The organism is Calothrix sp. NIES-2100 (genome assembly GCF_963875285.1).
In the GTDB taxonomy this organism is placed as follows: domain Bacteria; phylum Cyanobacteriota; class Cyanobacteriia; order Cyanobacteriales; family Nostocaceae; genus Aulosira.
The window spans coordinates 1,573,349-1,595,060 of sequence record NZ_CAWNLA010000001.1 but is presented as its reverse complement, the minus strand read 5'-3'; the positions used below and the strand labels follow the sequence as shown (position 1 = coordinate 1,595,060).

At 40.9% G+C, this 21,712-nt stretch carries 14 protein-coding genes; 12 read left to right on the top strand and 2 right to left on the bottom strand.

Features of this window, described 5'->3' with window-relative positions:
• Window positions 1-266: 266 nt before the first annotated feature.
• The 6 genes from AACU32_RS06610 to AACU32_RS06585 all read left to right on the top strand — a co-directional run bounded on the left by AACU32_RS06610 (window position 267) and on the right by AACU32_RS06585 (window position 2,172).
• Window positions 267-512 (top strand): DUF433 domain-containing protein, encoded by a 246-nt coding sequence (locus tag AACU32_RS06610; protein WP_096598869.1) that lies wholly within the window; start codon window positions 267-269, stop codon window positions 510-512.
• Window positions 509-865, top strand: a complete 357-nt coding sequence (locus AACU32_RS06605; protein WP_096598868.1) for a DUF5615 family PIN-like protein — start codon at window positions 509-511, stop codon at window positions 863-865. The genes AACU32_RS06610 and AACU32_RS06605 overlap by 4 nt, the downstream gene beginning before the upstream one ends.
• A gap of 59 nt (window positions 866-924) precedes the next feature.
• On the top strand, window positions 925-1,107 hold the full coding sequence (locus AACU32_RS06600) for a hypothetical protein (protein ID WP_339377592.1): 183 nt from the start codon (window positions 925-927) through the stop codon (window positions 1,105-1,107).
• Window positions 1,108-1,219: 112 nt separating this feature from the next.
• Window positions 1,220-1,636 (top strand): XisH family protein, encoded by a 417-nt coding sequence (locus tag AACU32_RS06595; protein ID WP_096598867.1) that lies wholly within the window; start codon window positions 1,220-1,222, stop codon window positions 1,634-1,636.
• Complete coding sequence (locus tag AACU32_RS06590; protein ID WP_096598866.1) at window positions 1,624-1,965, top strand: XisI protein; 342 nt, start codon at window positions 1,624-1,626, stop codon at window positions 1,963-1,965. The genes AACU32_RS06595 and AACU32_RS06590 overlap by 13 nt, the downstream gene beginning before the upstream one ends.
• A 57-nt stretch (window positions 1,966-2,022) precedes the next feature.
• On the top strand, window positions 2,023-2,172 hold the full coding sequence (locus AACU32_RS06585; protein ID WP_339377591.1) for a hypothetical protein: 150 nt from the start codon (window positions 2,023-2,025) through the stop codon (window positions 2,170-2,172).
• On the opposite strand, the gene AACU32_RS06580 is transcribed toward AACU32_RS06585, so the two are convergent.
• A complete protein-coding gene (locus tag AACU32_RS06580; protein WP_096598865.1) occupies window positions 2,152-2,550 on the bottom strand; it encodes a type II toxin-antitoxin system VapC family toxin in 399 nt (132 codons plus the stop codon). The two genes, AACU32_RS06585 and AACU32_RS06580, sit on opposite strands and share 21 nt — an antisense overlap.
• Before the next feature lie 9 nt (window positions 2,551-2,559).
• Window positions 2,560-2,790 carry a hypothetical protein gene (locus AACU32_RS06575; protein WP_096598864.1) on the bottom strand — a complete coding sequence of 77 codons (231 nt, stop codon included), beginning with the start codon at window positions 2,788-2,790 and terminating at the stop codon, window positions 2,560-2,562.
• 28 nt (window positions 2,791-2,818) lie between these two features.
• Here AACU32_RS06575 and AACU32_RS06570 point away from each other — a divergent pair, with 28 nt between their 5' ends.
• The 6 genes from AACU32_RS06570 to AACU32_RS06545 all read left to right on the top strand — a co-directional run bounded on the left by AACU32_RS06570 (window position 2,819) and on the right by AACU32_RS06545 (window position 21,690).
• Window positions 2,819-2,953 carry a hypothetical protein gene (locus AACU32_RS06570; protein ID WP_339377590.1) on the top strand — a complete coding sequence of 45 codons (135 nt, stop codon included), beginning with the start codon at window positions 2,819-2,821 and terminating at the stop codon, window positions 2,951-2,953.
• Window positions 2,954-3,163: 210 nt separating this feature from the next.
• Window positions 3,164-7,933, top strand: a complete 4,770-nt coding sequence (locus AACU32_RS06565) for a two-partner secretion domain-containing protein (RefSeq protein ID WP_096598863.1) — start codon at window positions 3,164-3,166, stop codon at window positions 7,931-7,933.
• Window positions 7,934-8,090: 157 nt separating this feature from the next.
• Window positions 8,091-8,432, top strand: a complete 342-nt coding sequence (locus AACU32_RS06560; protein ID WP_096598862.1) for a hypothetical protein — start codon at window positions 8,091-8,093, stop codon at window positions 8,430-8,432.
• 306 nt (window positions 8,433-8,738) lie between these two features.
• Entirely contained in the window at window positions 8,739-13,052 is a 4,314-nt protein-coding gene (locus AACU32_RS06555) for a DUF4347 domain-containing protein (RefSeq protein WP_339377589.1), read from the top strand.
• A 353-nt stretch (window positions 13,053-13,405) separates the two neighbouring features.
• Window positions 13,406-13,828, top strand: a complete 423-nt coding sequence (locus tag AACU32_RS06550) for a hypothetical protein (RefSeq protein ID WP_096598861.1) — start codon at window positions 13,406-13,408, stop codon at window positions 13,826-13,828.
• Window positions 13,829-14,772: 944 nt separating this feature from the next.
• Window positions 14,773-21,690: a two-partner secretion domain-containing protein gene (locus AACU32_RS06545; RefSeq protein WP_339377588.1), complete on the top strand. Its 6,918-nt coding sequence runs from the start codon at window positions 14,773-14,775 to the stop codon at window positions 21,688-21,690.
• Window positions 21,691-21,712 lie beyond the last annotated feature (22 nt).

The following is a 21,712-nucleotide window of genomic DNA, read 5'->3' as shown; positions in this document are numbered from 1 at the left end:
TAATATATAAACAATAACCAAACCACAGCATACCCGATCAAGTTAAATCTACGGACAACTACGGCAGTTTAACGTTGCTTTAAGCGATGTCTAACGACAAGCCACTACGTGTCTACGCTTTTTTTGAGGTGTTCTACAAGGCGATGTCTACGACCGGCTGTGACGCTCCTGCGTCGCTAACGCTACGCTATCGGTGACGCACTTGCACAACAGGCGATCGCTTCTGGTAGTGTCATCATAGAAAAAGCAAGCAAAGAGCAAAAACTATGCAAAAGCAGCTTAAACAAATGGTTGTATCCGATCCAAAGGTAATGATGGGGAAACCAGTGATTGTTGGGACACGCATCACCGTTGAGTTGATTTTAGAAAAGTTAGCTGCTGGTGAAACTCCAGAGCAAATTTTAGAATCACATCCGCGACTCACGCGCGAGTCAATTCAAGCAGCTTTATCCTTTGCGGTTGAGGCTTTACGATATGATGTGATTTATCCCATTGTTGAGAATGCTTCTTGAACTTTCTAGCAGACGAGAATCTAGATCGGCAAATAGTTGAACGTTTACGCCAAGATGGTCATATCGTTTGGTACGTTCCCGAAATGGAACCGGGGATTTCTGATGATGAAGTGCTGGACTTGGCTAATCAGGAGGGAGCGCTATTATTGACATCGGATAAAGATTTTGGTGAATTAGTGTTCCGTTTAGGCCGTATCGCTTCAGGTGTTGTGCTAACTCGCTTATCAGGATTGTCTACAATCAGCAAAGCAGACATTGTTACCCGTGCAATAAATCAACATACTGACGAGTTGCTGGGAGCTTTTACTGTGATTACACCGACAAATATTCGGATTCGTAAAATTGAGAATTGAATGTCTAAATAAAGCGATACCTACGGTAAGCTACGCTAACGCTCCATTCTTCCAAAGCGATGTCTAACGACAAGTCGCTGCGCGTCTACGCATTTTGGGAGATTTTGCGGGTGTGGGATGCGATCGCTTTTTTTGAGGTGTTCTACAAGGCGATCGCACTTCCACAACAGGCGATCGCACTTCTACAACAGGCGATCGCTTTTTTGAGGTGTTCTGCAAGGCGTAGGCGTAGCCCGTCGTAGACATCGCTCTTTGGGAGTGTAATTTTCAGGGCATAGGATATTGAAGTTCTTGGTCAGTGAGTATAATTATAATAACTAAACTTAATATCTAGCCAATATTACCACGAAGGAAATGCCAGCAAAAGATATTTACCATGATGCTGTTAAAAATGCCTTAATTAAAGATGGCTGGACAATTATAGCTGACCCTTATTTTTTGCAGTATGAAGATGCAGAACTTTATGCTGATTTATTTGTAGAAAAAGCCTTATTAGCAGAACAAGAAGGACGTAAAATAGTTGTAGAAATCAAGAGTTTTATCAGTCCTTCTCCCATGAGAGATTTTGAAAATGCTCTAGGTCAATATATTTTATACCGCGATATTTTACAACTAGCTAGTAAAAACTATAAAATTTATCTAGCAATCAGAGATACAGTATTTGAGACTTTCTTTCAAAGAAAATCTATTCAAGCAGTGGTGAAACTTCAGCAAATTGAATTTATTGTGTTTAACAATGAAAGGGAGGAAATTACTTTATGGATAAATTAACCCAATATCGAGAGTTAATTAAACAGGTGCTAACTGAATATGATAATTTATCTCGTCAATCACCTGATAAAATTGCGGAAAATTGTTTAGTTTTTGATGAAAATCACGATCATTATCTCTGGTTAACTGTAGATTGGCAAGGTAGCAAACGACTTAAATATACTCATGTTCATATTCGGATTAAGAATGAAAAAATTTTCATAGAAGAAGACTGGACAGAAGAGGGAATAGCGACTGAATTAATGAAGTTAGGTGTAACTAGCAGCGATATTGTGTTAGCTTTTCAGCCTCCAGATGTGAGAAAATTTACAGAATTTGCAACAGCTTAGTAAATTATTATTCTACCGGGGCGATCGCACTAATCTTCCACAACAGGTGATCGCTTGATGTTTGAGGTTTTCTGTAAGGCGATCGCTTTTTTTGAGGTGTTCTGCAAGGCGATCGCTCTGACACAACAGGCGATGTCTCAGGACAAACTGCTGCGCGTCTACGCTGCTATGTACTTTATCTTCAAACTACCAAACAATCGCAACTAAACCCGACGCAGTGATATTTTTATCGCTAGTTAATAACTTCACAAGTTCACCTTTATTTGCTAAAATTATTGCAGTTGCTGCAATTTGGCGATCGAGCATTTCATTAATACAATATAAGCTCGTAGTTATGGTAATTATATCTTTATCTAGGGGATAAATTACTACGCGGGGGTCAGCTTCTACTGCTAAAATTACATCTTTTGGATCGGGAATAGAAGTTCTACCTCTTTCTACTATCCAAATAGCTTCGGCTAAGGCAGTTGCAGGAATAACTAACTGAGAATCAGGGTGAGAAAGGATTGCTTTAGCATTTGCGCCTAATCTGGAATTACCTTCAAGAAACCAGACGAGAGCATGAGTATCTAGGACGTATTTCATAACTACTTATCACCAGTCTAACCTATCTTCTTGATTGCCAGAAAAATCAGCAATTTGAAAATCTGCTGCTGTTGACTGTTGATTTCCCGAAAACATCCCAAACTGCATTATTTGCTTTTTTATTTGCTGGGTTTTTGTATCTAAAAAAGTGACAATAACACGACTCTCTGCAATGTCTTCAGGTAATTCTATAAGTTCTATCTGTCCGTGTTTATATAATCCTTCAATTGATTGCAACATAATTTTTCATGTAGTTACTTTTTTGTATATGGTAGTTACTCCTGTGGGTATGATTCCTAGAGGAATTGTTAACCGTGCAATAACTCAATATCCTAACGATTTACTGGCGAATTTGACTGTAATTAAACCTACAAATATTCTGTTTCTTACAATTGAAAATTGAAATAGCCCCCTCCTCGCTTGCGGGGAACTCGGGGCCCCCACGGAGTGGGGATTAGGGGCAGGGGTTGGGGGTGGGGTGACTGTACCTCAATAAATAAACAGAGAAACGCTATAAATCAAAAATTGATTGCAAATATCCCCAACCCTTACGAATTGGTATAACTTAAGTTAGGATTTGCCATAAGCTAAAACTCACAAGTACAAAAGTACGATGCGATTTATCCCTTTCCTGCTTGGGTTTTTGACTGGTAGTCTCACCTACTTAAATCTGACTCCCGGTAATTTGGCAATAGCGCAAATTACTCCAGATAATACCCTTGGTGCTGAAAAATCTGTTGTTACTCCTAATCAGATCATCAAAGGGATTCCCAGTGACAGAATTGATGGGGGGGCTATTCGCGCCGGGAATCTCTTCCATAGCTTTACAGATTTTAATATTCGAGCAGGAAAGGGAGCTTATTTTACTAATCCCAGTGGGATTGAGAATATCTTAACGCGGGTGACGGGAAGTAATGTTTCTCAAATTCTGGGGACATTGGGGGTTTTAGGTAATGCTAACCTGTTTTTTGTTAACCCCAATGGGATTATTTTTGGACAAAATGCGCGTTTGGATGTGAATGGTTCTTTTGTGGGGAGTGCTGGGAAGAGTTTTGTGTTGGGGAATGGGTGGGAGTTTAGCGCTACTAATCCTCAAGCACCACCACTACTAAAAATAAATGTCCCCATTGGTTTGCAAAGAGAAGCAAATGGGGGAGATATCGCTAATGGGGGAAATTTAGCTGTTAATCTGGGAAAGAATCTGACTTTATTTGGGAATACAGTTACTAGCACCGGTGCGTTGATTGCTCCTGGTGGTACAGTACAACTATTAGGAGAACGGGTTGGTTTATTCGCTCATGCTCTGATAGATGTTTCTGCTGATTTAGTTGGTGGTAAGGTTCTCATTGGTGGGGATGATGGACAGAGAATTTATATTGCACCTGATGTAAATATTCATGCTGATGCCCAAACTTTGGGTAATGGTGGCAGTATAATTATTTTGGCTGAAGATACGGCGCAAATATACGGCAACATTAGCACTCGTGGGGGATTACTGGGTGGTAATGGTGGTTTTATAGAAACTAGTGGGCATCAATTTCTTGATATTACCACGACACCAGATATGCAAGCGCCAAGAGGAATTGGGGGGAATTGGCTGATTGATCCGAATAATATTGAAATTGTCGCCGCTGGAACTGGGAATAACAATATCACGGCGACAAATCCCTTCCAGACAACTGGTGATACTTCCCGGATTGAAGTGAATGTGATTGTGAATGCGCTCAAATCTGGGAATGTAACGATATCAACTACAGCAGCTGGCGCAAATTCTCAAGCTGGGGATATTACTCTCAATGCCAAACTAGATTTTAATGGTATCGGTACAGGGAAAACTTTGACGTTAAATGCTCAGAATAATATTTTGATTAATGCACCGATCGCTGACAGCAATACCTTGACAACTGATAGCCTAAATCTTGTATTGAATGGGAATAGCGATCGCACTGGTTTTGGGAGAGTCGAACTTGTTCCCAGTTTATTTTCTCCCGATGACTCTATCTCCACAGGTGGGGGAGATATCGCAATTCAAGGAAATGGTGATACCAATCCAGGTATTTTAACTGTTGTCCCCATCAATTCCGGGGGTGGTAATATTAGCTTGACTGGTACTAGCGTTAATAAACAGGGTATTTTTATTATCTCTCCCATCAATTCAGCAGGGGGAAATATAAATTTACTTGGCGACAGTAACAACCTCGAAGGGATTTTTCATGTCTCTTCCCTGGATTCCGGTAATGGAGATATTACCCTGACAGCAGATCGCAATTTTATTGTGGGTACGGTGACTGGTAGTGGGAATCTGCTGATTCAACCGTTAACACCGTCATTAAATCTGGAATTGGGGAGAAATGATATCGATCTCAGTGCAACTTTCTTACATAATTATGAACTGAGTCGGTTTACCGATGGTTTTGCTGCGATTACCATTGGTCGGGCTGATGGTAGCGGTACAATTAACCTACTGGGTAATGTTACTTTCCCAGATCCTGTCATATTGCGATCGCCTCTCGGTAATGGCAATATCATTGTGAATAAATCCGTACTGGCTACTGGTAGTCTCACCCTAGAAGCAGCAAAAGATATCATTTTCAATAATGGTGCTAATATCAACCCCTTGGTGAAACCGCCTGATATCTTTGCACCTGTGAATCTCGCCTTGAAAGCTGATAACATTAATCTGATTAACAGCAGATTTTCTAGCAGTAGTGGCACAATTACCCTAGATGCTCGTTCCCTGTCGATGAATAACAGCTATTTGAGTAGTAGTAGTTTTGGGGAAAATGGCAGTGGAGCAATTAAGGTAACTGCTGATTCCGTAGCCATTGGTAATAGCACAATCGAAAGCCAAACTTTAGGTAAGGGCGATGGTGGAGCAATTACCATCGATGCAGGAAGCATGGCGATGGAAAATAATAGCCGGATTTTGACTCAGAGCTTTGGTGCAGGGAATGGTGGCTCGATTAATATCATTGCTGATGCTGGATTTATCCTCAACGATAGTAGCATCTCTAGTGCTAATGATAGTTTAGGCGATCGCGGCCAAGTTGACATCCTTGCTAATTCAATTGCCATTAACCGAAGTAGTCTTTTAAGTAATGGACGAGGTTCGGGTAGTTTTCCCTTTGGAGTCAACATCAATGCCACTGGTGACTCGATCATCATTAATGATAGTACATTTACCAGTGGCAGTTCTGGGTTAAGTCCGGCTGGTGCTATCAATATTAATGCAGCTAATTCTGTATCGATGAATAATAATTTTATTGATAGCAGAACTCTCGGTGCGCAAAATGGCGGAGCAATTAACATCACCGCCTCAGCAATCGCGATGAATCAAACTTTTATCCGTAGCAGCAGTTTTAGCGGTGTATCTGTGGGAGGTAAAGGTGGGGACATCAATATCTCTGCGACTAACTCAATTTTACTCGACAACAAAAGTTTTATTACTAGTAGCACCTTTAATACAGGTGATTCGGGAGCAATTTCCTTAACTGCTCATGACTTGATTAATATCAAAAATAATTCTCTCATTAGAAGCAGCACCCTCAATGCAGGGAATGCAGGTGTCGTTAACTTATCTGCTGACCAAATTTTCATCGATAGTAGTAATATTAGAGGCGAAACCTCGACCACAGGTAATGCAGGTAGTATTCTTATCAAAGATGCCAGTTCTGTCTTGCTCTCTAATAATAGTTCCATTTCCAGCGAAACGAGTAATGCCGGAGCTGCTGGAGACATCACAATTACTACTGATACCTTAAACATTAACAGTCAAGCCAAAGTATCTGCAACTGCAACTGCGACTGCTACCACAAAACAACCAACGGGTAAAATCACCGTCAATGCTGCTGCTGTCACACTTTCCGGTGGGGGTGGCTTGTTTGCAGAAACAGCAGGTGTAGCGCCCGCAGGTTCAATCATCCTCCAACCCAATGACAATCAACAAACCTTAAATCTGCAATTGTCAGATGGGGGGAAAATTTCTGCTTTAACTTCTGGTAATGGAAATGCCGGTAATTTAATTGTAACTGCTCCCGAAGCGATAAATATTCATGGCGATGGTCAATTAACAGTAGAAACCAGTAATAATGGTAGCGCCGGAGATATCAATATTATTACCAAAAAATTGACAATTCCCGACGGCTCGCAAATATCTGCTTCCACCTCTAGCAGCGGTAAAGGGGGAAATTTAACGGTTAATGCTGCTGATTTCGCACTACTGCAAAACCAGAGTCGCTTATTAACCCAAGCTACTGGTACTGGTACAGCTGGAAATATCACTATCAACACCCCACAGTTAAATCTGCTATCGGGAGCGAAAATCTCTGCAAACACTATATCAAGTGTAGGTGGAGATATCCAACTCCAGGGATTGCAAACCCTAGAGGTGAACAATAGTCAAATCTCAGCTTCCACCCAAACAGGTAAAGCCGGAAACCTGAGAGTTAACGCCGCTGAGGCTGTAGAATTGAGTGCAGGTGCTTTAACAGTAGCAGCCACAGGAAAAGACGGTGTGGCTGGTGACTTAACCGTGAAAACCGGTCAATTTAATCTCGCCAATCACGCACAAGTCACCGTGAGTAGTCCCCAAGGACAAGCAGGTAATGTAGATATTACCGCTAATTCCCTGTTCCTCAACCAAGGAATAATTGCCGCTGAAACCGGAAACAGTGATACCCAAAGCGGCGCAAATATCAGACTGCAAATATCCGATTGGTTGCAACTACAAAATGAAAGCTTGATTTCTGCTACTGCGAATAATATAGCTAATGGCGGTAACATTAATATTGACACTAAATTCTTGATTGCCTTTCCCTCGATTGGTACACAAGGTAGCGATATCATTGCTAATGCCGAGTTTGGTAACGGTGGTAAAATCAACATTAACGCCGAAGGTGTGTTGGGAATTCAGTTTCGCCCAGCACAAACCCGCTTTAACGACTTCACTGTCAGTTCGGAATTTGGGACATCCGGGGAAGTGGAGATTAATCGAGCTATAGATCCATCTGTGGGATTAACACAATTACCAAAAAGACCAGTACAATCTCAACTATCCCAAGCCTGTAAACCTCAAAAAGCCGAAAATCAAAGCGAATTCTTTATTACTGGAAGAGGTGGTTTACCTGATAATCCCTACGGCGCTCTGCAAACTGATTCTACCATTAAACAATGGGTGACGGTAGATGAGGGTAAAAATATTACTGATAATCATAGTAATATCAACAGGATGAGCAACCAGACACCAGCGGCAATTGTGGAAGCACAGGGAATGATAGTAGATGAGAACGGAGATATCTCTTTAGTTGCCCAAGTGCCTCAAGTTACGCCCCATAGTCCGACATTGACAGCTGTTGCATGTTCGGGTTTTGGAATTCAAAATTAGGGTTTTGGGAAGGGGAAAGGGGGAAACCCAAAAGCTATATTAGCGATCGCAATTACTATATTAGGAAACCCAAAAGCTAGATTGGCGATCGCAATTATTATATCGGCAAACCCAAAAGCTATATCAGGAAACCCAAAAGCTATATTGGCGATCGCATTTGTTATATCGGGAAACCCAAAAGTTATATTGGGAAACCCAAAAGCTATATTGGGAAACCCAAAAGCTATATTGGCGATCGCAATTATTATATCAGGAAACCCAAAAGCTAGATTGGCGATCGCAATTATTATATCGGCAAACCCAAAAGCTAGATTGGCGATCACAATTATTATATCAGGAAACCCAAAAGCTATATCGGGAAACCCAAAAGCTATATCGGGAAACCCAAAAGCTAGATTGGCGATCGCAATTATTATATCAGGAAACCCAAAAGCTAGATTGGCGATCGCAATTATTATATCGGCAAACCCAATTACTAATTACGTTCATCCAGAATTGATATCAAGTCCAGCTAATTATACATGTAGGTTAAGTTGAGGAACGAAACCCAACGTTCTGCGCGATTTTTTGGGTAACGAGAGCGCCTCAACCCAACCTACTGTTGTGCTTAACACCAAGCGTATTGCTTTATGGATGGGGTAATTTCATGCTTCATACTGAGCGCCTTCAGTTGACTTTTTTGGTAAAACTACAGATAAACTGTTAAATATTGCTTTTTACTGTTGATTAATTCCACAAATCTACCCATCTCATCCATAAGGTCATCCTACTATCTTAAAAGAGAACTATGCAACGAGGATCTACCATGTCTGTCAAAACTTGCGGTTCTAATGCTGTGGACAAAGCCCAACGTCGTCTCACCTTGCTTAAATCCATAGATGAGAATCTAGATTTAGGGCATGGATTAACTATTGAAGCTTACACTCGCCTCATCGATAATACCCTTGCAATGCAGGAAGCTGATAATACAGCTAAATATTTATCAGCCAAAATACAACAAAAAAACACACTTCGTTATCTCGTGAACATCGACAAAAATACGTTGAACAATTCTTTGCTAAATCAACCTTCTACAGTTGTCTTTATAGATCCTTCTGTTTCCGACTACAAAACCCTACAGACAGGAGTTGTTGAAGGAGTAGAAGCAGTTATTCTGTCTTCACATCGAGACGGAGTTGAGGAAATTACAGAATTTTTACAAATAAATCCCCAAATAACCACCATTCACATTGTTTCCCACGGTTCTCCGGGATGTTTGTATTTAGGTAATAGTCAACTGAATCTAAACAACATCAGTAAATATGCTGTTTTATTGCAGCATTGGCAAAGCCAGAGTATTTTACTCTATGGATGTAATGTCGCTGCGGGGAATGTTGGGGAAGAATTTATTAGCAAATTACATGAGATTACCAACGCAACTATTAGCGCCTCAGCAACAAAAACGGGAAATTCAGCTTTAGGTGGAAATTGGAAGTTAGAAGTTAATATTCCTGAAAATCATGGGACTTCTCTGATTTTTAGTATGGAAACATTAAAAGCGTATCAGGGAGTATTTGCACTTACATTAGTTGGACTCTGGGAGCGTTTAAGTTATGCAAATGCTGTGACAGTTGTGGGGAACTATGCCTACGTAGTGGGGGATACACTAGAAATTATTGATATTAGTAACTCCAATAATCCAGTTTTTAAGGGAAATTCCCTTCTTTTTGAAGCTCAGGATGTACAAATCGTAGGCAACTACGCTTATGTGGCTGATCAATATTCAGGACTGAAAATAGTAGACATTAGTAATCCCAATTCCCCCATCCTCAAAAACATTTATAATGCCAGTGCTTATGGTGTACAAGTAGTAGGTAACTATGCATATGTCGCTGATGGGTCGTCAGGACTGAAAATAGTAGACATTAGTAATCCCAATTCCCCTATTCTTAAGGGAAATTATGACACCAGTGGCTTTGCTCTGGATGTACAAGTAGTAGGCAATTACGCTTATGTTGCCGATCAAGATAAAGGACTGCAAATAATAGATATTAGTAATATTAACGCCCCCATCCTCAAGGGCAATTATGATACTGATGGCTATGCTTATAGTGTAAAAGTGGTGGGCAACTACGCTTATGTTGCTGATTCTGGTGCGGGACTAAAAATAATAGATATTAGCAATCCCAATTCTCCTGTCCTCATAATTAATTATAGTACCAGTAACTCTCCTTTCATAAGCAGCTCTCCTTTTGATGTACAAATCATAAATAATTATGCTTATATAGTTGATACTTGGTCAGGACTAAAAATAGTAGACGTTAGCAATCCCACTGCCCCCATCCTCAAGGGTAGTTATGATACTAGTGGCTATGCCAGGGGTGTACAAGTATTAGGAAACTACGCTTATATTGCTGATTCTGGTGAAGGACTGAAAATAGTAGACATCAGCAATCCTACTAACCCAATTCTCAAGAGCAATTACGATCCCAGTGACTATGCTTATGCCATACAAGTAGTAGGCAACTACGCCTATGTTGCTGATAGTACTTCGGGGCTGCAAATAATAGACATTAGCAATCCCCATGCCCCCATCCTCAAGGGCAATTATGATACTATTTACGCGGCGATTGATTTACAAATAGTAGGTAACTACGCTTATGTCGTTGAAGCACCTTCCGGACTGAAAATAATAGACATTAGCAATCCCAATGCCCCCATCCTCAAAGGCAATTACAGTAACAGTGGCGATGCTTATATTTATGCCATACAAGTAGTAGGCAACTACGCCTATTTGGCTAATGATCTTTTAGGACTGAAAATAGTAGACATTAGTAATCCCAGCACCCCCATCCTTAAGGGCAGTTATGATACTAGTGGCTATGCCAGGGGTGTACAAGTAGTAGGCAACTACGCTTATGTTGCTGATGATTATTCGGGGCTGCAAATAATAGACATTAGCAATCCTAATGCCCCCATACTTAGGGGAAATTATCATACCAGTGGGTCGGCTCAAGATGTACAAGTAGTAGACAACTACGCTTATGTGGCTGCTAGTGGTTCAGGATTACAAATCATCGACATTAGCAATCCCAATGCCCCCATCCTTAAGGGCAGTTATGATACTAGTGGCTATGCCAGGGGTGTACAAGTAGTAGGCAACTACGCTTATGTTGCTGATAGTGGTTCAGGATTACAAATCATCGACGTTAGTAATCCTATCAACCCCATCCTCAAGGACAATTATGATACTGATGGCGATGCTTACGGTGTACAAGTAGTAGACAACTACACTTATGTTGCTGATTCTGTTAGAGGCTTAAAGATTATTGATACCAGTAAGTTTATTCTTAATGTCATCACAGGTACAGGCAGCAGTGAAACCCTGACCACTACACCCAAACAAGATATTATAGATGCTCAAGGTGGAGATGACACCATCACCAGCACTTTTGCTAACCTGCAACAAAACGACACCATTAACGGTAACACAGGCACAGATACCCTGATCATTATCGAGGGAACTGCAACTGATACTATTGCCATTGATACCAATAACACCACCAATCAAGTCAACATCCCTGGTACAACCATAATCGGATTTGAACGCTTTGATTTAAACGCATTTGCAGGTACAGTCAGCTTTATTGGTAATGCTGGTAACGATTGGATTAAAGCAGGTGCAGGAAATGATGATTTAGGTGGTGGTAACGGAAATGATTACTTGAACGGAGGAACAGGTGCAGATTTATTAGGTGGTGGTGCTGGCAATGATACTTACGTGGTAGATGATGTGGGAGATGTCATTGCCGAATTCTTAAATCAAGGTATTGATAACGTTGAATCTTCTATAACTTGGACATTAAAAGCCAATCTGGAAAATCTCACCTTAACCGGAACTGCTGCAATTAATGGTACAGGCAATACCTTAAATAATACCCTCACTGGCAATAGTGCTAATAACATCCTCAATGGTGGTATTGGTGCAGATACAATGATTGGCGGTGCTGGTAATGATTCCTACTATGTTGATAATGTGGGAGACATCGTTACAGAAATTGCTGGTGCAGGAACTGATAACGTTTACAGCACTGTTAGTTACTCTTTAGCCACTAACAACGCCGAAAATCTGACTTTACAAGGAACATCTGTGATTAACGCTACTGGTAACGACCTGATTAATAGGATTACAGGGAACACAGCAGCTAATACTCTCACAGGTCTTGCAGGTAACGATATCCTTGATGGTAAAGCAGGTGCAGATACCCTAATTGGTGGAACGGGTAATGATTCCTACTATGTGGATGACGTGGGAGACATGATTACAGAAATTGCTGGTGAAGGAACGGATATAGTTTACAGCACTGTTAGTTACTCTTTAGCCACTAACAACGCCGAAAATCTGACTTTACAAGGAACATCTGCGATTAACGCTACTGGTAACGACCTGGCTAATAGGATTACAGGGAACACAGCAGCTAATATTCTCACAGGTCTTGCAGGTAACGATATCCTTGATGGTAAAGCAGGTGCAGATACCCTAATTGGTGGAACTGGAGATGATTCCTACTATGTGGATGACGTGGGAGACATGATTACAGAAATTGCTGATGAAGGAACGGATATAGTTTACAGCACTGTTAGTTACTCTTTAGCCACTAATAACGCCGAAAATCTGACTTTACAAGGAACATCTGCGATTAACGCTACTGGTAACGACCTGATTAATAGGATTACAGGGAATGCAGCAGCTAATATTCTCATTGGTGGTGGAGGTGCAGATATCCTCGATGCTAAAGCAGGTGCAGATACTTTCACAGGTGGTTTTGGTGACGATTCACTCTATCTAGGTGCTGCTGATAGTGCTGTAGATATTGTCAACTATGCTTCTGGTGATGGTGCAGATACGCTTTATCAATTTGTCCGTGGTGTCGGTGCTGATAAAATCCAGTTGACAGGTATTCCTAATATTGATGTGATGACATCAGGTAGTAATACTTTACTGCGTCTGGGTGATGGTATTGCTAATAATATTGGTTTTGGAACTGGTCAGTTATTGGTGACTTTATCAGGTACAACTGGCTTCACCAGTACAAATTTCAGTGACAACTTGTTTGGTGCTAATTTCTTGTTTAGTTAAAGTAATTTACTCAGCGACTTTTTTACAGCGTTTTGCAACTACATGAGGTACACCCTGCCCCTAATCCCCAAAGGAGCCCCGAGTTACCCAACCCTCCCCGCGAGTTCGGGGAGGGTGCGCGATAGCGCGGGTGGGGTATTTTTGTACCTCACCAACGTGAAATCTGCTGTAACATTTTGGAGAACCCAATTGCTAATTACGATAGATAACCTAAAAAACCATATAAATGAGTAAAAATACAGAAAAAATCCTAAATATTGCTTTTTACTGTTGATTAATTCCACAAATCTACCCATCTCATCCATAAGCTCATCCTAATATCTTAAAAGAGAACTATTTCAGGAGGATCTACCATGTCTTTCAAAACTCGCGGTTCTGCTGCTGTGGACAAAGCCCAACGTCGTCTCGCTCTACTTAAATCCATAGATGAAAATCTCAATTTAGGACATGGATTAACTATTGAAGCCTACTCCCGCCTAATCAATAATACCCGTGCAATGGTGGAAGCCCATAATACGCTGTTGTCCAATCTCGATGAATCGCGTAAAGCAGTCATCCAGATGGACAAAGAACTCTCAGAACTTTCCGAACGAATGCTCAGTGGAGTCGCAACTGTCTACGGTAGAAACAGCATCGAGTATTCCAAAGCAGGTGGCTCTAATCGCAAGCGCAAACCATCTACTTCACAAGTTCCAGTTGTTGCGGAAGCTTTACCTACTCAAAGTGCCCCAACTGCAAGTATCCCAGAGCCAACTAACGGGCGAGTTAAGAATTAGCATTGAATATCTGCATTCAGCGATCAGCTATTCTGCTTTTACAGCAGTTTTCACGTAGTTGAACCACACTCTCAGGGCACAGCAGTGCTGTGCCCCTACGACAAATGTGGTCTATTTACAGGAAGATGCTGTAAGTTGACAACAATGTCTGTGAAGGCACCGCTACAACAGTTAACTATCCTCAAAAAACACACATATTGTAGGGGTTTAGCAGTGCTCATACGTGTCAACTTAAGCCAAAAGCTATATAGGGCGGGCGTTGTACAAATTCCCCACGCCCTCATCCCCTAACCCCTTCTCCCAAGGGAGAAGGGGAATTGAATTTCTGGCTCCCCTCTCCCTCAGGGAGAGGGGTTGGGGGTGAGGGCAAAACGTTGTCACCAAGCAGGTTTCACGTTAAGTTGACACCAATGAGCAGTGCTAAACCCTCCATAGCGCGGATCTATCTCCCATCAAAGGAATGATTCATCAAAGCCGGAAACTCTCGAATTTGGTAAATTCATATAATTATTAATTTGTACAGTGCGTAAGTCCTGTAACGTTGGGTTTCGTTCCTCAACTCAACCTACATCTACATCAGTTTTAGTTTTTAGCCTTAACACCAAGTAGCAAGAACCTCTAAAGCCCCCTTCTCAAGGTTTGAGTGGGTAATACCAATTCAAATAATGTTTGCGACACATCAATATATTCTAGAGGGCACGGCACTGCCGTGCCCCTACCATCTGTCGCATTCTTTTTTCAAATTGGTATAAGTTATGACTCATTTGCGATGGGTGCATATATCTGGATATCTTGCACTTTCTTCACCAAGCGCCTAAATCAACCACTCTTGCTGAATGAATAATCATTACTAATTAGTCATTTTTACTGAACTATTAAAATAATCTTAAAAAGATAGTAAAATACCCGCATAAGCAGATTGTTCACAAAGAAAGGTAGTTGTGGTGCGATTTACTGGTATTTTCCGTTGGTTTTTGGTAAACAGCCTTACTTGCTTAACTCTGACTACCTTTAACTCAGCTAGAGCGCAAATAGCTCCAGATAATACTCTTGGTAGAGAAAACTCAGTTGTCACCCCGGATACAATTAAAGGAATCCCCAGTGACAGAATAGATGGGGGTGCAATTCGCGGGGCGAACCTTTTCCACAGCTTTAGTGAATTTAATATTGATTCAGGAAGAGGCGCATATTTTACCAATCCCAGTAGAATTGAGAATATTTTGACAAGGGTAACGGGAAATAATGCTTCTCAAATTCTGGGAACTCTGGGAGTATTGGGTAACGCTAACCTGTTTTTGATCAATCCCAATGGCATAATTTTTGGTAAAGATGCAGTTTTAGATATTCGTGGTTCTTTTACGGCGACTACTGCCGATGGTATGAGATTCGGTGAAAATGGGTTATTTAGTGCTACTAATCCTCAAAGTAGTAATTTATTGACAGTCAAACCAGGGGCGTTATTTAGCAATGCGTTGAGCAATCAGCAAGCGACGATTAATAATCAAGGTAATTTAACTGTTGATGCTGGTAAGAATATAAATTTATTTTCTGCAAATGTGATTAATACAGGCACATTAACAGCACCAGAGGGAACAGTACAATTAACAGGTACAGAAAATTTAATAACTAGAGGAAATATCGCTACAGCTACATTATTCCTCAATACTAAAAACCTGACTATTGGTGAAAACAATAATGCCACAGTTGATAAAACTACATTAGAGGGTTTGTCTGGAAATACAAATCTGATATTGCAAGGGACAAATGATATTACAGTTGATGCTCTGACGAATAACACTTTAAATTTAGCTAATGGTAGCGGTAAAATCGCATTTATTGCTGATGATGATAGAGATGGGAACGGTAATTTTCAGATGGATACTGCCGATACTATCAAAACCAATGGCAGAGATATTAGCATTTCGGGAGCGAGTTTGACATTAGGCAATATTGATACTTACTTGATGAAAGGCGGAGATATTTTTACAGTTGATGTAGATGCTGGGGGTGATATTCCTGCGAGTGGAACTGAAGGAACTGCTATTTTTACCTTCACAGTATCAGAGTCACAAGCAATAGAAGATTTAGATTTACAGTTTTCCGCATCACATACTTGGGATAGTGACATAGCAGTTGATCTCACTTCACCATCTGGGAAAACATTGGAGTTATTTAATCGTATAGGAAATGATGGCGATAACTTTCAAGATACTGTGTTAGATGATAGTGCAGATACAAGTATTAATAATGCTTCACCTCCCTTTCAAGGGAGATTTAAACCAACAGGGGTAGGGGGGTTAGCATCTTTTAATGGTGAGAATACTACAGGAATTTGGCAATTAACAGTCACAGATTGTTGTGCAGGCGATTCAGGTATTTTGTACAAAGCAGGTGAAACTGCACCTTGGGGAACTGCTGAGGGGACAAAACTGATGTTTCGCACTCCAGTTATATCTGGTCATAGCGGTGCAATTACTCTCAATGCGACAAATGGAAGTATTAATGTAGATACAATTTCAACTAATGCTAATGGCAATAATGGTGGCTCTATTTATATTAATGCTAAAGGAGATATTACAGCTAATCGAATAGAAAGTTATACAAATAATAGTATTGATACAAATGGTGGAGATATTCAGCTATTTTCTGGCGGAAATGTTTTAATAAATTTTGGGCTAAGGTCTAATAGCGAGCAAGTAATTAATGGGAATGCCGGAAATATTACGATTAAAGCTGAAAATGATATCTCGATTAATCCGACTAATCAATATTTAGGATATGGAGCGGTAAATGCTTCTACTTCCTTCTATAGGGGCGATAAGAATACTGGTAATGCTGGAAATATTCAACTGACAAGTATTAAGGGCAATATCAACGTTAATAGTGGAATATATACAAACTCATGGAACTATTCAGCTAATGGAAATACAGGAAATGGTGGTGAAATTAGCCTCACATCTTTGGGGAATATCACAACCAGCGAACTCAACACCACCACCGATGCATTTTCAGGAAATGCAGGTGATGGGGGTGCAATTTCCCTAACTAGCACACAGGGTAATATCACTACACAAAGTCTTAACTCTTCTTCCTATTCAGAATCAGGAAATGCAGGTGATGGGGGCGCAATCGCCCTGACTACCACAACAGGAGATATCACAATCGACTCTATAGAAAGTGATACCAGTAATGGTAATGGTACAAATGGCGGCGATATTCAGCTTCTCTCTGGGGAAAATGTTTTAATCAATTTTGGGCTAAGGTCTAATAGCGAGCAAGTAATTAATGGGAATGCCGGAAATATTACGATTAAAGCTGAAAATGATATCTCAATTAATCCGACTAATCAATATTTAGGATATGGAGCGGTAAATGCTTCTACTTCCTTCAATAGGAGTGATGATAATATCGGTAATGCGGGAAGAGTTCAAATCACCAGTATAAATGGCAATATAAAAGTTAATAGTGGAATATATACAAACTCATGGAACTCTTCAGCAAATGGAAATACAGGAAATGGCGGTGCAATTACCCTCACATCTTTGGGTAATATCACAACAGGCGAACTCAACACCACCACCGATGCATTTTCAGGAAATGCAGGTGATGGGGGTGCAATTTCCCTAACTAGCACACAGGGTAATATCACTACACAAAATTTTAACTCTTCCTCCTATTCACAATCAGGAAATGCAGGTGATGGGGGTGGAATATCCCTGAGTGCAAGGGGTAATATCAGTTCAGAAAACCTTGACTCCTCTTCAGCTTCAGATTCAGGAAATGCAGGATCTGGAGGTGCTATATCCCTGACTACTACAGGAGGCGATATTACAGCTAATCAAATAGGAAGTTATGTAATTAATAGTTTTAATACCAGTGGCGGCGATATTCAGCTTTTCTCTGGGGGAAATGTTTTCATCAATTTAGGTTTATGGTCTGATACTTATAACGTAACTAATGGCAATGCCGGAAATATTATTATCAAAGCGGTCAGTGACATCATAATTAATCCTAATAGTCAAGATCCAGGCTTTGGAACTATTAATGCTTCTACTTTCGCCAATGCCATCGATAATCATATCGGCAATGCGGGAAAAGTTCAAATCACCAGTATTAATGGCAATATAGGAGTTTATGGAGGAATATATACAAACTCAACTAATTATTCAGCAAGTGGAAATACAGGAAATGGCGGTGCCATTAGCCTCACATCTTTGGGTAATATCAGAACAGGCGAACTGCATACAACCACCGATGCAAGTTCAGGAAATGCAGATTCTGGAGGTGCAATTTCCCTAACTAGCACACAGGGTAATATCACTACACAAAGTCTTAACTCTTCTTCCTATTCAGAATCAGGAAATGCAGGTGATGGGGGTGCGATCGCCCTGACTAGCACAACAGGAGATATCACAATTGACTCTATAGAAAGTGATACCAGTCATGGTAATGGTACCAATGGCGGCGATATTCAGCTTTTCTCTGGGGGAAATGTTTTCATCAATTTTCGGCTAAGGTCTAATAGCGAGCAAGTAATTAATGGGAATGGCGGAAATATTATTATTAAAGCTGCCAGTGATATTACGATTAATCCGACTAATCAAGATTCAGGATATGGAGCGGTTAATGCTTCTACTTTCCTCAATAGGATTAATGATAATACAGGCAATGCGGGAAAGATTGAATTTACCAGTAGCAATGGCAATATAAAAGTTAATAGTGGAATATTTACCAATTCAACTAACTATTCATCAACTGGAAATACAGGAAATGGCGGTGCTATTAACCTCACATCTTTGGGGAATATCACAACACAAGAAATCAACTCTATCTCTGATGCACTTTCAGGAAATGGGGGTTTCGGGGGCGCAATTTCCCTAACTAGCACAAGGGGTAATATTTCTACACAAGACCTTAACTCCTTGTCATATTCAGTTTCAGGTAATGCGGGAACTGGGGGAATGATTACACTCAGTGCAAGAGATGGGAATATAAATGGGAATCTAGATGAAAATATGATTTCCGCCACTTTGAACTCCTTTTCTGTTGCTCGAACTGGAAATTCAGGAGAAGGTGGTAACGTTTCTTTAACGGCTAAAAATAACATTATAAATTTAGATATTTTAACTTTATCTTCTACTGGCAAATCTGGAGATGTTCAAGTTAATGGTTCTGGAGATTTATCGCTGATAAATACTGACATCATAACTAGTAAAAAGGTGACAATTAAGAATCCTAGATATAATTGGGAAGACATTACTTACATTCCCCTAGATATTAGTGGAGTAGGTCAATCAGGAAATGTAGATATTACCAGCACAGGTAATCTCACATTTAAAGATAGTCGCATCGAAAGCGACACCAGAGGCAGGGACAACGCAGGAAACGTCAACATCTTTAGTCCGGGTACTGTCACCTTCAATAATAGTAAAATTGCCAGCAACACCAATAGCATAGGTCGAGCTGGCAATATACAAATTAATGCCAACAACTTAACCCTTACAGATTCCTCAGAAATCTCCGCCTCCACCACAGCAGAAGGTAAAGCTGGAGACATTACCCTCAATACTCCCACTGTAACACTAGCCAATGGCGGCAAAATCTTCGCCACAACTACAGGTAACGGTAATGGCGGTACAATTACTGTCAATGCACCGAATGAAGTTAATCTCGGTATTGGTGTTCAAGACTTCGCCCCAATTCTCTCTGTAGAAACTAGCGGCGCAGGTAAAGCCGGAAATATCATTGTCAATACACCTAGCCTCACCATATCCGACACCGCCCGCATCACCGCCACCGCCACAAATACAGCCACTAATACTCAAGAAGGTGGAAGCATTAGTTTAAACGCCTCTAAAATGAATTTAGCAGGCATAGTCGGTGTATTTGCCGAAACCCAAGGACAAGCCCCCGCAGGAAGATTAACACTACAACCCTACGAAAATCATCCCGATTTAAACCTTACCCTGTTCCCCAATTCAAAAATATCTGCTTCCACTTCCGGTAGTGGTAATGGCGGCGATTTAATTGTCAAAGCCCCCGAAACAATTAATATTAGCGGACAAGGAACATTAGCTGTAGAAACTTCTAGCAATGGCAATGCAGGTAATATTGAAATTACCACTCAAAACCTGAATTTAACAGATGGTGTCACCCTTTCTGCCGCCACTTCTGGTATTGGTAATGCAGGGGATATTGTACTCAATACCCCAACTTTAAACCTGACTAATGGTAGTAAAATCTTCGCCACAACTTCTGGTAGCGGAGATGGCGGTACAATTAGCGTTAACGCCTTAAATTCTGTCAATATAGGTAAAGGAGTCCAAGATTTTGCGCCAATCCTCTCTGTAGAAACAACTGGCGCAGGTAAAGCTGGGGATATTATTGTCAACACTCCTAGTCTGACAGTATCCGACACCGCCCGCATTACCGCCACCGCCACTGCAACAGCTACCAACACCGAAGGCGGTGGAAGCATCACCTTAAACGCCTCTAAATTAGACCTAGCAGGGATAGTCGGGATTTTTGCCGAAACCCAAGGACAAGCCCCCGCAGGGACATTAAAACTCAATCCCTACGCAAATCAGCCGAATTTAGATATTACCCTGTTCCCCAATTCTAATATTTCCGCTTCAACTTCTGGCAGTGGTAAAGGTGGTGACTTAATTCTCACTGCACCGGAAAATATTAACATTGCAGGGAAAGGAAAATTAGCGGTTGAAAGTACGGGTATAGGCGATGCAGGTAATATTCTTATTACCACCCAAAACTTAAATATTAATGATGGCGTCAAAATCTCCGCTTCAACAATGAATGGTCAAGGCGGTAATATCAACATTAATGCTCATACCTTAACCGCTAATAACGGCGCACAATTTCTCACCAATACATCCGGTACAGCCAAAGCCGGAAATATCAACGTCCAAGTCCGGGATAATATCACCTTAGACGGCACAAATACCGGATTATTTGCCAATACAGAAAAAGCTGCAACAGGTGATAGCGGCAATATTACCATTGACCCTGAAATTTTTACCATTAAAAACGGTGCAGGCATCGGCGTAAATAATAATGGTAGTGGTAAAGGCGGCAATATTTTCCTGAGTGCTGGTACTTTAACTTTAGATAATCAAGCCTTTATTAATGCCGCTACTGCTAGTAATACTGGCGGAGAAATTACTCTAGACATTAAAGATTTCTTATTCCTGCGTCATAACAGCAATATTACTGCCTCAGCCGGTACAGATTTTGCTGGTGGTGATGGTGGTAACATTACGATTAATAGTCCCTTCATTATCGCCGTTAACCAGGAAAACAGCGATATCACAGCCAATGCTTACAGGGGAAATGGTGGTAATGTCAACATATCTACTCAGGGAATATTCGGCATTGGATTCCAAACACAAGATACACAAAACAGCGGTATCACGGCAAGTTCTGAATTTGGCATTAGCGGTAATGTAATTATCAACACACCAGAGGTAGACCCTAGTAAAGGCTTAGTCCAACTACCTTCAAATGTGGCGGATGCTTCCGGGAAAATTGATAACTCTTGCAATCCAGGTAGTAAGCAACAATCCAGTTCATTTACCATCACCGGACGGGGTGGTGTGGCTACTAATCCCTTTGACTCTCTGCAAGCTGATTCTATAGTGAAAAGGTGGGTGATAGTAGATGATGATAAAAATATGACTAATCATACTAGTAATATCAACAAAGTAAGCAATCATCCCCCAGAGGCGATTGTGGAAGCACAAGGATTGCTAAGAGGAGAGAATGGAGAAATGTATCTAGTTGCACAAGCGCCTGAAGTTACACCCCATAGTCCGACGCTGACACCTGTTGCTTGTTCTAGTAAATAGCGGGTACAGCAATGCTCATACG

Excerpts from the sequence above, each read along its gene's own strand:
- AACU32_RS06595 (WP_096598867.1), top strand. The coding sequence starts at position 1,220 with ATGCCAGCAAAAGATATTTACCATGATGCTGTTAAAAATGCCTTAATT.
- AACU32_RS06590 (WP_096598866.1), top strand. The coding sequence starts at position 1,624 with ATGGATAAATTAACCCAATATCGAGAGTTAATTAAACAGGTGCTAACT.
- AACU32_RS06565 (WP_096598863.1), top strand. The coding sequence starts at position 3,164 with ATGCGATTTATCCCTTTCCTGCTTGGGTTTTTGACTGGTAGTCTCACC.
- AACU32_RS06600 (WP_339377592.1), top strand. The coding sequence starts at position 925 with ATGTCTAACGACAAGTCGCTGCGCGTCTACGCATTTTGGGAGATTTTG.
- AACU32_RS06570 (WP_339377590.1), top strand. The coding sequence starts at position 2,819 with ATGGTAGTTACTCCTGTGGGTATGATTCCTAGAGGAATTGTTAACCGT.
- AACU32_RS06555 (WP_339377589.1), top strand. The coding sequence starts at position 8,739 with ATGTCTGTCAAAACTTGCGGTTCTAATGCTGTGGACAAAGCCCAACGT.
- AACU32_RS06550 (WP_096598861.1), top strand. The coding sequence starts at position 13,406 with ATGTCTTTCAAAACTCGCGGTTCTGCTGCTGTGGACAAAGCCCAACGT.
- AACU32_RS06585 (WP_339377591.1), top strand. The coding sequence starts at position 2,023 with ATGTTTGAGGTTTTCTGTAAGGCGATCGCTTTTTTTGAGGTGTTCTGC.
- AACU32_RS06580 (WP_096598865.1), bottom strand. The coding sequence starts at position 2,550 with ATGAAATACGTCCTAGATACTCATGCTCTCGTCTGGTTTCTTGAAGGT.
- AACU32_RS06575 (WP_096598864.1), bottom strand. The coding sequence starts at position 2,790 with ATGTTGCAATCAATTGAAGGATTATATAAACACGGACAGATAGAACTT.
- AACU32_RS06610 (WP_096598869.1), top strand. The coding sequence starts at position 267 with ATGCAAAAGCAGCTTAAACAAATGGTTGTATCCGATCCAAAGGTAATG.